The sequence below is a fragment of the Hyphomonas sp. KY3 genome (assembly GCF_017309975.1).
Classification (GTDB): domain Bacteria; phylum Pseudomonadota; class Alphaproteobacteria; order Caulobacterales; family Hyphomonadaceae; genus Hyphomonas.
This window is the reverse complement of sequence record NZ_CP022271.1, coordinates 71,767-84,814: the sequence shown is the minus strand read 5'-3', so window position 1 is coordinate 84,814 and position 13,048 is coordinate 71,767. Positions and strand designations below refer to the sequence as shown.

The 13,048-nt window shown below is 58.2% G+C and carries 14 protein-coding genes; 7 read left to right on the top strand and 7 right to left on the bottom strand.

Annotated features, from left to right (window positions below; genetic code table 11):
* Window positions 1–15 precede the first annotated feature (15 nt).
* Window positions 16–564 (bottom strand): DUF1465 family protein, encoded by a 549-nt coding sequence (locus CFA77_RS00425; protein WP_206991780.1) that lies wholly within the window; start codon window positions 562–564, stop codon window positions 16–18.
* Between the two features lie 63 nt (window positions 565–627).
* Window positions 628–813, bottom strand: a complete 186-nt coding sequence (locus CFA77_RS00420; protein ID WP_034817216.1) for a DUF1192 domain-containing protein — start codon at window positions 811–813, stop codon at window positions 628–630.
* Between the two features lie 93 nt (window positions 814–906).
* Here CFA77_RS00420 and CFA77_RS00415 point away from each other — a divergent pair, with 93 nt between their 5' ends.
* The 4 genes from CFA77_RS00415 (at window position 907) to CFA77_RS00400 (ending at window position 4,934) form a co-directional block, all read left to right on the top strand.
* Window positions 907–1,884, top strand: a complete 978-nt coding sequence (locus CFA77_RS00415; protein ID WP_242517431.1) for an NAD(P)H-quinone oxidoreductase — start codon at window positions 907–909, stop codon at window positions 1,882–1,884.
* Window positions 1,885–2,019: 135 nt separating this feature from the next.
* Complete coding sequence (locus CFA77_RS00410; RefSeq protein ID WP_206991779.1) at window positions 2,020–2,697, top strand: DUF1013 domain-containing protein; 678 nt, start codon at window positions 2,020–2,022, stop codon at window positions 2,695–2,697.
* An 867-nt stretch (window positions 2,698–3,564) separates the two neighbouring features.
* Window positions 3,565–4,278 (top strand): hypothetical protein, encoded by a 714-nt coding sequence (locus CFA77_RS00405; protein WP_206991778.1) that lies wholly within the window; start codon window positions 3,565–3,567, stop codon window positions 4,276–4,278.
* Window positions 4,279–4,466: 188 nt separating this feature from the next.
* On the top strand, window positions 4,467–4,934 hold the full coding sequence (locus CFA77_RS00400; protein WP_034813016.1) for a hypothetical protein: 468 nt from the start codon (window positions 4,467–4,469) through the stop codon (window positions 4,932–4,934).
* 71 nt (window positions 4,935–5,005) lie between these two features.
* Here CFA77_RS00400 and phaR read toward each other — a convergent pair whose 3' ends face one another.
* A complete protein-coding gene (gene phaR / locus CFA77_RS00395) occupies window positions 5,006–5,578 on the bottom strand; it encodes a polyhydroxyalkanoate synthesis repressor PhaR (protein ID WP_206991777.1) in 573 nt (190 codons plus the stop codon).
* Between the two features lie 151 nt (window positions 5,579–5,729).
* Here phaR and phbB point away from each other — a divergent pair, with 151 nt between their 5' ends.
* Window positions 5,730–6,455: an acetoacetyl-CoA reductase gene (gene phbB / locus CFA77_RS00390; RefSeq protein ID WP_034812987.1), complete on the top strand. Its 726-nt coding sequence runs from the start codon at window positions 5,730–5,732 to the stop codon at window positions 6,453–6,455.
* Here phbB and CFA77_RS00385 read toward each other — a convergent pair.
* From CFA77_RS00385 to CFA77_RS00370, 4 genes are all read right to left on the bottom strand, one after another.
* On the bottom strand, window positions 6,452–7,456 hold the full coding sequence (locus CFA77_RS00385; protein WP_206991776.1) for an NAD(P)-dependent alcohol dehydrogenase: 1,005 nt from the start codon (window positions 7,454–7,456) through the stop codon (window positions 6,452–6,454). The genes phbB and CFA77_RS00385 overlap by 4 nt on opposite strands.
* A 70-nt stretch (window positions 7,457–7,526) precedes the next feature.
* Window positions 7,527–8,990, bottom strand: coding sequence for an AMP-binding protein (locus CFA77_RS00380; RefSeq protein ID WP_206991775.1), 1,464 nt, complete (start codon window positions 8,988–8,990; stop codon window positions 7,527–7,529).
* Between the two features lie 20 nt (window positions 8,991–9,010).
* Window positions 9,011–9,964, bottom strand: coding sequence for an alpha/beta fold hydrolase (locus CFA77_RS00375; protein WP_206991774.1), 954 nt, complete (start codon window positions 9,962–9,964; stop codon window positions 9,011–9,013).
* Window positions 9,965–10,039: 75 nt separating this feature from the next.
* The gene (locus CFA77_RS00370) at window positions 10,040–10,342 is read right to left on the bottom strand and encodes an SCP2 sterol-binding domain-containing protein (protein ID WP_034812976.1); all 303 of its coding nucleotides are present in this window, start codon (window positions 10,340–10,342) and stop codon (window positions 10,040–10,042) included.
* 174 nt (window positions 10,343–10,516) lie between these two features.
* Between CFA77_RS00370 and CFA77_RS00365 the strand changes: the two genes are divergently transcribed.
* Both CFA77_RS00365 and CFA77_RS00360 read left to right on the top strand, forming a co-directional pair.
* Window positions 10,517–12,064 carry an acyl-CoA carboxylase subunit beta gene (locus tag CFA77_RS00365; protein ID WP_206991773.1) on the top strand — a complete coding sequence of 516 codons (1,548 nt, stop codon included), beginning with the start codon at window positions 10,517–10,519 and terminating at the stop codon, window positions 12,062–12,064.
* Window positions 12,065–12,142: 78 nt separating this feature from the next.
* The gene (locus CFA77_RS00360; protein WP_206991772.1) at window positions 12,143–13,042 is read left to right on the top strand and encodes a DUF4349 domain-containing protein; all 900 of its coding nucleotides are present in this window, start codon (window positions 12,143–12,145) and stop codon (window positions 13,040–13,042) included.
* Window positions 13,043–13,048: the final 6 nt, after the last annotated feature.

Below are 13,048 nucleotides of genomic sequence, written 5' to 3'. Positions count from 1 at the left end.
TGGAAAAGGTGCGCCTTATTTGGCGCGGTGCCACACCATCAACGGGTCAAACGCGCCGGTTTCGGCAGCCCGTTGCAATTGGCTGATCTGATCGATCACGGGATTGGCGGCCATCGGTTTGCGGGACTGGCCATAGAGCGCGTCATCCAGTCTGCAAATCTGCTCGAACAAGGCTTCCGACCGCGCAACCAGATCCAGGAACCGCGTCGGCAGGCCCAGACCTTGCTGCGCCGCCGCGTCCAGGGCCGGCTCTTCGCGGCGGATTCGGTACTTGCGAGCCGCAGCCTCGTCGCGACGCATTTCGCCATCGCGCACAGCTTTCTGCATCACCAGCCAACTCGCCGCCTGCATCAGGCGCGTCGTCAGTTCCATGCTCCAGGCCGAATAGGTGAGGCCAGCTTCACGGGGCAAGGTCGTCGCAGCCTCGCGACCCGGACCGTCCAGATAGGAGGCCGTTTCTTCAACGAGTGCCATGCCGCGCGCAAAAACCGTGTCAAACAGCTTGCCGCCGGTAAACCCGTCCTGGATGTCGAGCTGATCGTCTGGTGACGTGTCTGCCGCCATGAATGATACCTCTATACGCGGGGGTGGAAATTTGGACTTTATCAATCCAGCCTTTCCACCCGCTTAATTGCCGCCCCCGAACAGGGCATCCGCCGCAGATTTCTGCGACTTCTTCTTCTCGATCTCCGCTTCGCAGGCTGCGATGCCTGCCTGGAGCACTTCTATACGTTCATGCAATTCCTGCACCGACATCTGCTCCAGCGTCTGCGGTGTGTTGACCAGAATTGGCTCTTCATCAGATGCGGCCATGGGGGTCACCCTTCAATTCGTGTTACAGCCCTTATCAAAGCAGAAACGCTGCCTAGATGCGACTCTGGAGTCAGAAGGGAAAACACAAGCGACATGGCAACAGAAATGATGAAAGCCGTCCTGGTTGAAGAGGGCGCGCCGCTCAAGCTCGGCGATTTTGAGAAACCGAACCTGAAGCCGGGTGAAGTGCTGGTCAAAGTGGCCGCTTCGGGTCTCAATCGGGCAGATCTGGTTCAGCGCCGCGGCGCCTATCCGCCGCCCCCCGGCGCCTCCCCCATCATGGGTCTGGAAATTTCCGGCACTGTTGTGGAAACGTCAGATGGCACCAGCCGATTCAAGACTGGTGACCGGGTTGCCGGCCTTCTCGCCGGGGGTGGCTATGCTGAGTTTGCAGCGGTCGACGAAGGCTCGCTTTTCCCCGTTCCCGACGGCATGGACATGGTAAATGCTGCCTGCTTCCCGGAAGCGCTGATGACGGTGTGGGCGAACGTATTCGACCGGGTTCACTTCCAGAAGGGTGAAGCCTTCCTGTGTCATGGCGGAACCAGCGGGATCGGCGTCATGGCGCTGCAAATGACCAGGATCGCTGGCGCATCAAAAATCTACGCAACCGCCGGATCAGATGACAAATGCGCGCTCTCCAGAGAGCTCGGCGCAGATCGCGCGATCAATTACAAAACCGAAGATTTCGAGAAAGTGGTCAAGGAAGATGGCGGTGTTGACGTCACGCTCGACATGGTGGGCGGGGATTACATCCAGAAGAATATCTCGGTTTCCCGCCCGGATGGCCGGATCATCAATATCGCCTATATGAACGGCTTCACAGCAGAGGTGAATTTCGCGCCCGTCCTGATGAAACGCCTGACCCTTGCCGCCACGACCCTGCGGGCCCGGCCGGTCGAGGAGAAGCGCCGCATCCGCGATGCGGTCGAGCAGGATTTCTGGCCCCATGTCGTCTCCGGCAAAATCCGGCCAATCCTGGAACAGGCGTTCCCGGTGGCCGAAGCCGAAGCCGCTCAGGCCCTGATGGCCAAGGGCGGCCATTCCGGCAAGATTGTGCTGGTCTGGTGAAGCGCACGGCTTTCAATTTCCCAGACATGGCATTATAAGGCCAGCAAGGTTTAAGGCACGTCTGAAACCCGACCGCCCGGCACGATGTGTCGGGCGGCTGCATTTCTGGCGGCCATTTCATTCAGGGAGTTCCCCATGTCAGATATTCTGATGCCCAAGGCGACCGCCGTCTGGCTGCTCGACAATACCAGCCTCACCTTTACGCAAATCGCAGATTTTTGCGGCCTCCACTATCTGGAAGTCAAAGGCATCGCCGATGGCGACGTGGCCGAGAACATGCGCGGCGTTGACCCGATTGCGGGCGGCATGCTGTCGCGCGAAGAAATCCGCAAGGGCGAGGGCGATGAAGCCTACAAGCTGAAGAAGGCTGCTTCCAAGATCGCTCATATCCCACAGCCAAAGCGCAAGGGCAGCCGCTATACACCGGTCATCCGCCGTCAGGACAAGCCCGACGCCGTGGCATGGTTCATTCGCAACCACCCGGAAGTCTCTGACGCTCAAATTTCTAAGCTGATCGGCACAACCAAGTCGACCATCAACAATGTGCGGGACAAATCGCACTGGAACTCACCGAACATCCGTCCGGTCGATCCTGTGACGCTCGGCCTCTGTACACAGATCGAGCTTGATGAAGTGATCGCGAAATCGGCTGACAAGCGCCGCAAACTGGAAGCCGAGAAGGCCGAGAAGTTCGAAGGCCCGGGCCTTGCCCCGGCACAGGACGAAGCGAGCGCCTACGAACCCGAAGAAAAGCCTGCCGAGGACAATGGCGGCAACGTGTCAGCAGACGACATCTTCAAGAATTTCAGCTAGGCACGCCCTCGCAAACCCAAACCAAAAAGGCTGGCCACTGAGCCGGCCTTTTTTGTGGAGTGGGACGCCAGTCTCCTCTCCCCACTTCTCCGGCGCAGGCAGGGGTCTCGCCCGGCTGGCTCCGTCTGGCTTCGGCAGGAGACGCCGGCATGCGCCGAGGATACGGTTTGTGGGATAGAGATCATTCTCCTCCGATGACCCCTGCGCAGCTGCCGAGGACAAGAAATCGTGCCAGTGGCACGATTTCCCGAGGCAGGGGTCCATCTCGGGACTTCTACCCATGCACATGAGGTAGCTTCAGGAGATGGATACCTGCCTACGCAGGTATCTTCGGAGCTGGGATTTTGCGCTCCCTATCCGTCTGAGAACTCCCCGCCCCATACTAAGCATCTGCTCTCACAGGAGCCGGATCAGGTACCGTTCTGGTTGTGGGTTGCAGGGTCAGGATGGTGCGGGTCGGAGCGACGGTCTGATGCGCGCCTAGGCAGGTCAGGCCAGGGTGAGCCGAGGAAGCTCGGTTGGGAATCCGCCTCGTCCGGTCGCACGGGAGAAATCCCCGGATGAGCCATGCGTGTGAAAGCACGGTGGAATCGTTCGCGCGGCGCCGGTAACGAAGACCCGGGACCATGGGCCCCCATGAGGGTGCTCGCTGAAACTCCTGTCCGGCGCGGCGGGCGGTAACGCTCCATTCCGTAGCCATTCCAAATCATCCGGCGGAGCGCCACGGCGCCCGCTGCGCCGACGGCTCTGTGAGGGGCCGACTACGAGATACCCGGATGGCGCGCGCCAGTCCGGCTTTGGGTGCAGGGAATGAAATACATAGTTTCGTATCTTTAACGACGTTTTTAATTACATCATAAACGGGCGATGCGCTTCCTGCTCCTCATCCTCATCAGCCCCGCAATTGTCTGGCTTCTCAGCCCTGCTGCCGCGCAGCTGACAAGTGGAATCTCCGCGCCTGAAATCAGGGAGGGCGCGCATTCGGTCGGTTACCGGGCCGCTTATGACGCGGACAGGTCAGGACTCGCGCAGCGCATCCATGCTGAACGCGCGCTGACCGGGAGCGTCGCCGTGAGGGGCGTGGTCCAGGCACACAAGACAGATGCCCGCGCGGTTGATCTCGACTATGTTCAGGGAGAGTTGCGCTGGCAAATCACCCCGGACGGGGCGCGGTGGGCATCCGGTCTTCGGCTGGACGCGCGCTTCCGGGATGGCGGTCGCCCGGGCCAGGTCGCGCTACACTGGCTGAATCAGGCGCAGTTGACCGACACAGTGCGGTCCCGGTTTTCGGTCATTGCAAGCATCCAGACCGGATCAGGTCGCGAATCTGGAACCTTCCTGCAAACACGGGCGGAACTCAGCCAGCGGCTGGAGGACGGAGTCGATATCGGCACCGAAGTTTACAACACTTATGGCCCCGCAAACGATCTCTTGCCCGTCTCACAACAGGGCCATCTGGCAGGCCCCTTTGTCTCGCTTCCCCTGAATGAGTCCCTGACTTTGCGGACCAGCGCCCTGGTTGGACTGACCGCCGGATCGACTGACGCAACATTTCGCGTTTTCCTGACCCAACGGTTTTAACCTCACAGAAGTCCCTCGCATCTGACGGATCATTACGGTAAACGTGATTTTAATGCAGACAAAGGACGGGTAAGTCCGCGATGGATCGCGAAACAAAATTGGCCGTCGCAGGTGCGGCTATCGCAAGACGGGAACAGAAGCGTCAAGAAAATGGCGGGTCTGGCGGCAAAACCGAGAAGGGGAATCTCATGCGCGCAATCTTCGGAATCTTCCCGCTGCTGGTTATCCCGGTAGCGCTCTACAATCTTCTGGCCATCGGTTTTGGCGGTTCAGTCGAAATGGCAAACGAATTCGGCGAGATCATTCGCGCGGATTCCGCGCCGATCCTGTCATTGTTGAACGACCGTTTTCTCGGTCTGCCGATGATTTCCGGCGTCGACTGGATCCTCACCAAAGGGGATGCGATCCTCTTGCTGGCCGTGGTCTTCCTGTTTCTGGAAATCCTGAAGTCGACCTCGACAGGCACGTCCACGATCATCAATCACGCAGTCTCGATGATCCTGTTCATCGTCTGCCTGATCCAGTTCCTGCTCTTGCCGAACTTTGCGACATCGACCTTCTTCATCCTGATGTCGATGACCTTGCTGGACGTTCTGGCAGGTGTTGTCGTCACAATCGTTTCTGCTCGCCGCGATTTTGGCGTCGGGGAAATGTAGACCGGTCCTGCCGGTTACAAAAAAGGGCCTGCCAGCCGGCGGGCCCTTTTTCGTTTGAGCTGGAGAGGAAGTCAGTCTTTTCCGTAAAGGTCTGACAATTGTTTCTGAATCGCGGCCATCTGGGCCTGCATGTTGGAAAGCGCCTCCGCCTGGTATTCCATCATCGGATTCATGGAAGGTGTGCCATTCCGGGACTGCGCATTCTTCAGCGTCGGCATGAAGAGTTTCATCGCCTCTTCGAACATCGACATGTTGCGCTTGGCCTGTTGCTCGAACATGCTCATGGGGTTGGCAGCCTTGCGCCACTCCTTCTGGGCTTCGGCAAAACTGTTCATGGACATTTCCAGATACGAGGGCAGGAAAGTCTGGGCCCCGCCGCCATAAAAGCCGATCAACTGGCGCAAGAAGTTCAGTGGCAGCGCGCCTTCGCCCTTTGTTTCGTTCTCGAAAATAATCTGCGTCAGAACCTGACGGGTCAGGTCAGCCCCAGATTTTGCATCCCGCACCTCAAAGTCACGCCCTTCCCGGACGAGTTCAGAAAGGTGGTCAAGCGTCACGTAGGACGATGTCGACGTGTCGTAGAGACGACGGTTTGCATACTTCTTGATAATGATCAGATCGTCTGATCCATTTCCCTTGGCCATGTCCTGCCCTCTGCTTCTCCGACTTGCGAAGCAATTATTGTGCTATGCAACAAGTCTGACACAAATTTGCCCTGCGACCAATGTGCTATTGCTATCGATGCAACAGAATGGCTAGCTGATTGCCGTCAAACAAAACGGGAGGAAACACGTTATGACTAGAGTTGCTCTGGTCACAGGAGGCACGCGCGGTATTGGGCGGGCAATCAGTGAAACACTAAAAAACAAGGGTTATAAGGTTGCGGCCAATTTCGCCGGCAACCAGCAGGCCGCCGACGAATGCGCCAAAGAGCTCGGGATCAATTGCTACAAGTTCGACGTTGCAGATTATGATGCCGTTACGGAAGGTCTGGCGCAGATCGAAAAAGAGCTCGGTCCTGTTGACGTCGTGGTCAACAATGCCGGTGTTACCCGCGACGCACCGTTCCACAAGATGACGCGCGAGCAATGGCAGCAAGTGATCGATATCGATCTGACATCAGCGTTCAATGTAACGCGTCAGGTCTGGGAGGGCATGCGTGAGCGCGGCTGGGGCCGGGTCATCAACATCTCTTCCATCAATGGACAGAAAGGCCAGTTTGGTCAGGCAAACTATTCCGCCGCAAAGGCCGGCCTGATCGGCCTCAGCAAGGCACTGGCCCAGGAAGGCGCAAAGAAAGGCATCACCGTCAACACGGTCTGCCCAGGCTATATCGACACCGAGATGGTGCAGGCTGTTCCGGAAAAAGTCCTTGAGGGAATCATTGCGACGATCCCTGTCGGCCGCCTTGGTAAGGCCGAAGAGATCGCCTCAATGTGCGCCTATCTCGCCAGCGACGAAGCTGCCTTCATCACCGGCGCCACCATGACGGTGAACGGGGCGCAATACATCGCCACCTAGAGGCTCAATGTGATCTTGCCGAAATGCTGCTGGCTGGCCTGATGGGCAAAGGCGGCAGCAATTTCGGAAAGTGGGAAATCCTTGTCCAGCACGGGCTTGATGCCGTTGGCCTCGATGGCGGCAATCATGTCTTCCTGATGCCGGCGGGATCCGACCGTTATCCCCGACAGCGTGATGTTCAGAGAGAACAGAGCCGCTGTCGGGACTTCCCCGGACACACCCGTCAGCACACCGATAAGGGAAATATGGCCCCCTGGACGCGACGCTGTAATGGACTGGGCCAATGTGCCTGGCCCGCCAATCTCGACAACCTCGTCCACGCCTCGCCCTCCGGTCAGGGCTTTGGCTGCCTTTCCCCAGTCAGGCGTGTCCTTGTAATTGATCACATGATCTGCGCCCAGTTCTTTCACGCGCTGAAGCTTTTCATCAGAGGATGATGTGGAGATCACGCGGCACCCAGCCGCCTTGGCAAATTGGAGGGCGAAAATGGATACGCCGCCCGTGCCCTGGGTCAGCACCCAGTCACCCGGCTTGACCTTGGCCTCAACCATCAAGGCGCGCCATGCCGTCAAGGCCGCGCAGGGAAGCGTTGCCGCCTCTTGATACGAGTATCCCTCAGGCATGCGCGTGAAGGACGTCTCTGGCGCGGCAACGAGTTCCGCGCCGAAGCCATCAGCGCCATCTCCCGGAACACTGGCGAACCCAGCCGCTTCGATTTCGCCGGCCTGCCAGTTGGGGAAGAACAGCGACACAACCTTGTCGCCTGGCTTGAATTTGGTGACACCCTCGCCAACTGCGACGACCTCACCCGCTCCATCCGACATGGGAATTCGTCCGTCATCTGTAGGGATGCCGCCCATGACCACCACGAAGTCGTGATAGTTCAGGCTGCTCGCATAAATACGAACGAGTATTTCCCCGACGGCCGGTTTGGGATCCGCGCGGTCTTCTATGATCAGGTTTCCCGGCCCGCCGGGCTTCTTGACGGCAGCAACTTTCATGGTGGTCTCCTCCTGTGTTTCCCACAGGGGAGCTATGGCTCCGCTAGGGAAGTCAAGCGACAGGCGAAAACTAGGTGGCGCTCAATTGCAGCCGCGCTTCCCTCAGCGCCTTTCTTCTCACTTTTCCCGCATCATCCCGTACGGGTTCAGGCACAAACTCGAAACTCTTTGGAATCTTGTAGCGCACCAGGTGATCGGCGAGATGAGCATTCATCTCTTCGACGTCTACTGAGCCTTCGGGTCGATCGATGATCGCATGCAGCCGGGCGCCCATATCATCATCCGGCAAGCCGATCACGGCAGACGACCGCACTCCGGGAAACGCATCAATCGCCGCTTCCACTTCGGCGGGGTAGATGTTCGCGCCGCCAGACAGGATCATGTCGGAAAGCCTGTCCGTCAGGTAGAGATATCCCTCTTCATCCATCCACCCGAGATCGCCTAGACTTTCCCAGCCGCCTTCGATGGATTTGGCTTCCGCGCCGATGTAGCGATATGTCGTGCCCTGGCCCGTCAGGGGCCTGAGGAAGACTTCCCCGACGTCGCCGGATGGAAGCGTCTCGCCCGCCTCCCCGACAATCTTGATTTCGCATGCCTCAACAGGCCGGCCTACGGAGCCTTTGTGCGTCAGCCATTCATCCCCGCGGATCATGGTCGTTCCCTGCCCTTCGGTGCCGGCATAAAGCTCCCAGATCACTTCCGCGCCGAGCCACTCAATGAAGCATTCCTTCAGCCAGGCCGGGCAGGGTGCGGCCAGATGCCAGAGCGTCTGCAAGCTCGACAGATCGTAACCTGTCCGTACATCTTCAGGCAGCGCCCAGATGCGGCGCATCATAGTCGGCACCATATAGACGATATTGATCTTCAGGCGTTCCAAAGTCGCGAGAGTCTGCTCGGCATCGAAGCGCGTCGTGATGGCCGCGGTACAGCCGCGAAACAGCGCAATCATGGCCCAGACGAACGGTCCGTTATGATAAAGCGGCCCCGGCACCAGCATGGCACCCTGTTGCGGAATTTCCAGATATGGCAGATCAGTATCCCAGGCCGCCGGTTGAGCAGAGACGATCAGCTTTGGCCGTCCGGTAGACCCCCCACTTGTCATCGCTTTCAGGGAAGCCGCTGTCAGCTCCGGTAGGGGCTCTGCGGACAAATGTTCTCCAGGTACAAATCCCTGAGGTACAGAGACTATCTGTTCAAATGCGCCGGTTTCGGCTCCAACGACCAGCGACGGCTTGCCCAGATCAATAATCTGGTCCCGTTCGGATTTCGGCAATTTGGCAGATATGGGTTGAGGTGTGGCCCCCAACTTCCAGACGGCAAAGCATGCTTCGAAGAATTCTATGCCATTCGGCAGTGCGATGGTAACAAAATCATCTGGTTGTACGCCTAGCTCGGAATAGGCCCGAGCGAGGCGGTTGGTACGCTCTTCAAACTCACCCCAAGTGATGGCCCGTCCTTCATGATCGATTGCAATCCGATCAGCCTGTCTTGCTGCCCAGTATGAAATGATGCGCGACATGGATTGGACTGGCATAGTGTTTCCTCGCTACGTTTTTATATGTTGGCTCGCCTGAGCAATCGCTGAAAACCCTCCCAGAATTCCTGTCGGCGGGTATCAGTCTCCATCAGGATTTCATGCATGGCACCTTCAATAACCCCATGTTCGCAATCAGGCAGCCGCGCGCAAATCTTTTCGTGTGCGGCATTGTCGACCAATTGCTCTTCCTCGGCAGATGCCACAAAGACGGGAATGGCGACCTGTCTGAGAGCCTTCGGTTTACTGAACGTATCAACAATGCTGAGTGAAGCACCAAGCCAGCCCCATGTCACCGGGCCCAGCTCCAAATCAGGCTGCGCATCAATTAGCGCGCGCTGCATTTGCCAACGCTGCTTGTCATGCGTGACGATATTTGTCTCAAACGTCTCTGGCGGACCGGGTTGGATGGCATAGTCCCCCGCGCGCCCCGTCGCGCGCATGGCCCAGACGAGATAGCGCATCCCGAAGAAGCGAGACTTCAGGCCCCACATTGGCGCACAAAATGCCGCAGCGTCCACTTTTACGAGACCTTGCGAGATGGCGGCCAATGCGATGGCGCCCCCCATGGAATGTGCGAGAGATACATGCGGACGTGGCAGGCGGTCCTGGAGTTGGTCCAACCCATTTGCCAGCGCGCCCATAAAGGTCTCGAACCGATCAATATGGCCCTTCTTTGTATCATCCAGAAGGCGTTCCGAAAGGCCCTGCCCAGGCCAATCAAGAATCACGACGGCAAACCCCATGGTCTGCAGCTCTCGTCCGACCTCAAAGTATTTCTCGATGAACTCCGTCCGGCCCGGACACACTATCGCAGTGCCACGCGGACCAGATTTTGAAAGCGCAGGGGCCACGCAGGCGCGAAGATTGCGGCCTTCGCTCCCCTTGAACCAGAGTATTTCCGCCCCGTCGGGTGGCGGGTTGCCCGGGATCAGCACAAAGGAGCTGTCCAGTGTGTGGGGACGCGTCGTCATATCGGACCTTCAAAAGAAAGAAGCCGCCCAAGGTTTCCCCGGACGGCTTCAGAGATCAAGTTCAATTCAGCGAAATTAGCTGAACTTCTTCATCAGGTTCTGCAGCTGCATGGCAACAGACATGTCGCCTTCAACCTTCAACTTGCCCTGCATGAAGGCCATCGTCGGGTCCATGGCGCCTTCGGAAATCTTCTTGAAGTCGTCCCAGTCGACCTTGATGGTCGCGTCGGCATCGGAATCGGAATTGTCAGCCTTGCCAGCAACGCCGTCGATGAAAAGCTTGCCTGCATCACCGAAGTCAAATTTCACCTTCTTCGTGAAGTCGCCACCGGCTTCGACGGCCGAATCTGCTTTCGCTGTGAGTTCTGCGAGATCCATTGAATTCCTCCTTGAATGGACTTTGGGCGATAAAGCCGTTCCTTCTATCAGAATGCAAGCCCACAGAGGCCAGATTACCTTGATTTAGTTCAGTTGGGTGGCAGCTTACTCAAATCGCTCAGGTTTTTAAAAGCGTGTTGACCTCGCGTAGCGGAAGCGTGGAAATTGGGCGCCATGAGCTGGCAGAAATCGATCGAAGAATTGCGTCGCCGAGAGCGATTGGCGGAAAAAATGGGCGGCGAGGAGCCAGTGTCCCGGCAGAAAGGCCGCGGAAAGCTGACGGTTCGAGAGCGCGTCGCCTTCCTGGCAGACCCCGGAAGCTTCCATGAAATCGGCAAGATCGCAGGCAAGGCAACCTATGGTGCCGACGACGAATTGGACGGTTTCCTGCCCTCGAACTCAGTTATGGGCCGGGCTCGGTTGAATAGCAGATCGACAGTGATTCTGGCAGACGATTTCACTGTTCGGGGCGGCGCAGCCGATGCTTCGATCTGGCAGAAAATGGTTCAAGCCATCAAGATGGCGGCCGAGTACCGCCTGCCGCTCGTTCAGATGATTGACGGCACTGGGGGCGGCGGTTCGGTCAAGATGCTGGAGAAAGACCCGCGCACCTACATTCCGGAGACACCGGGCTGGAATGAGATTACCCACGGCCTGACACAAGTGCCCTTCGTATCATTGGCCCTTGGCCCCTGCGCGGGCATGGGCGCGGGGCGAGTAGCCGCCAGCCATTTCTCTGTCATGGTCAAAGAGCTGAGTCAGGTTTTCGTGGCCGGTCCGCCTGTCGCCATCGCGCTTGGCGAAGATGTCACCAAGGAAGAGCTGGGCGGCTGGAAAATTCAGGGCCAGAATGGCACAGTCGACAATGTCGTGGATACCGAAGCGGACGCATTCGAAACAGCTCGTCGTTTCCTGTCTTACCTTCCATCATCGGTGCACGAACTTCCGGAGCGAGTCGTGGGTGGTGACTCGCCAGAGCGACGGGAGGAGAGCCTGCTCTCTATTGTGCCAACAGACGGTAAGACGCCGTACAAGCCGCGGAAGATTGTTGAAGCAAGTGTAGATACGGGTAGCTTTTTCGAGATCGGACATGATTGGGGCCGGGGTATCGTGTGCGGGTTCGCCCGTCTGGATGGGTATCCTGTCGGAATCCTGGCAGGTGATCCCTTCTTCCTGGACGGCGCATGGACCGCAGATGTCTGCGACAAGGTCACTCGCCACATGGATCTCTGCTCGCAATTCCATTTGCCGGTCGTCCACTTTGTCGACTGTCCCGGCTTTGCGGTTGGCGTGAAGGCGGAGACCGCCGGTGTGACCCGTGCGGGCGTGCGCGCCATGACGGCGATCTATCAGGCCGATGTGCCGGTCTGTTCTGTCGTGATCCGCAAAGCCTATGGCCTGGCTGGGTCCGCCATGATGAATCAGAGCCGGACCAAATGGCGCTATTGCTGGCCGAGTGGGGACTGGGGCAGCCTGCCCATGGCCGGCGGCATCGAGGCCGCCTTCCGCAAGGAACTGGCCGAGGCCGAGGATCCGGAGGCCCTGAAGGCCCAGCTCTACAAGAAATTCGATGCGATCCGGTCTCCCTTCAGGACAGCAGAATCCTTCTATGCCGAGGAAATCATCGACCCGCGGGACACCCGTCCCCTCCTCGTGGATTTCATCCACCACGCCTGGCGCACACTGGAGCCGGGCGAACGGAGAACAGGTTTCCGGCCCTGATCATCCGCCCGAATTCCAACGTGATCTTGCCATTTTGTAGGTTTCATGTGGAAGTCATAGTGGATGTGGAGGGAACAGATGAACATCAAAATTCCAGCAATTGCGACCGCTACCGTCTTGCTCGCGGCATGTGGCGGTCCTGGCAACGAGTCGGCTGAGCGCGCGATGATGAACGCCCCCCCGGCCCCATCTCCGATGATGGAGCAGGACGTGGCAATGGACGGTTCGTTTTCCAAATCAGGAGGTGGCGGCGGGCCGACCGAGGAGGCCGCGCAACAATATATCGCCTATTCGCACTCACTCGGATTGCGGCTGCCAGTGAAGTCCATCGAGCCAGTCATGCAGGGCCATGTTGCCGCCTGTAACCAAGCTGGCCCCTCGCTGTGTATCGTCACGAATTCCTGGTTCAACACCTACTCGGATGATGAAGCCTCCGCATCGCTCCAACTTCGGGCAACGCCAGATTGGATCGAGACATTCCTGGAGGGTGTCGACGCCGACGCCGAGCAAGCCAATGGCGACGTTACCAATCGCCAGACGACGGCCGAGGACCTTACCGTTTCGATCATCGACACCGATGCCCGCCTGAACGCTCAGCAAACCCTTCAAAAGCGTTTGGAGGAGTTGCTCGCCAACCGGGACGGCGAACTGGGAGACCTATTGGCCACGGAGCGGGAACTTGCCCGGGTCAACGGTGAGATCGACTCGCTAAAATCATCGCTCAAGACTTTAATGCTCCGGGTTCAGATGAGCCAATTGAGCGTGAACTACGAGACCAAGCGCAATCCGGTCTCGCAAGGCGCACTCTCACCGATCGGAAGTGCGTTCGGAGATTTCTTCTATAACCTCTCCAGTGCGCTGGCCGCCGTGATCACCGCCTTTGCGATCGGCCTGCCATGGCTGATCTTGATCGGAGCCTTCCTCTGGATCTGGCTGAAGCTGATCTGGCCACGCATCCGTCGCAAGAAACCCCAATAATGTGAA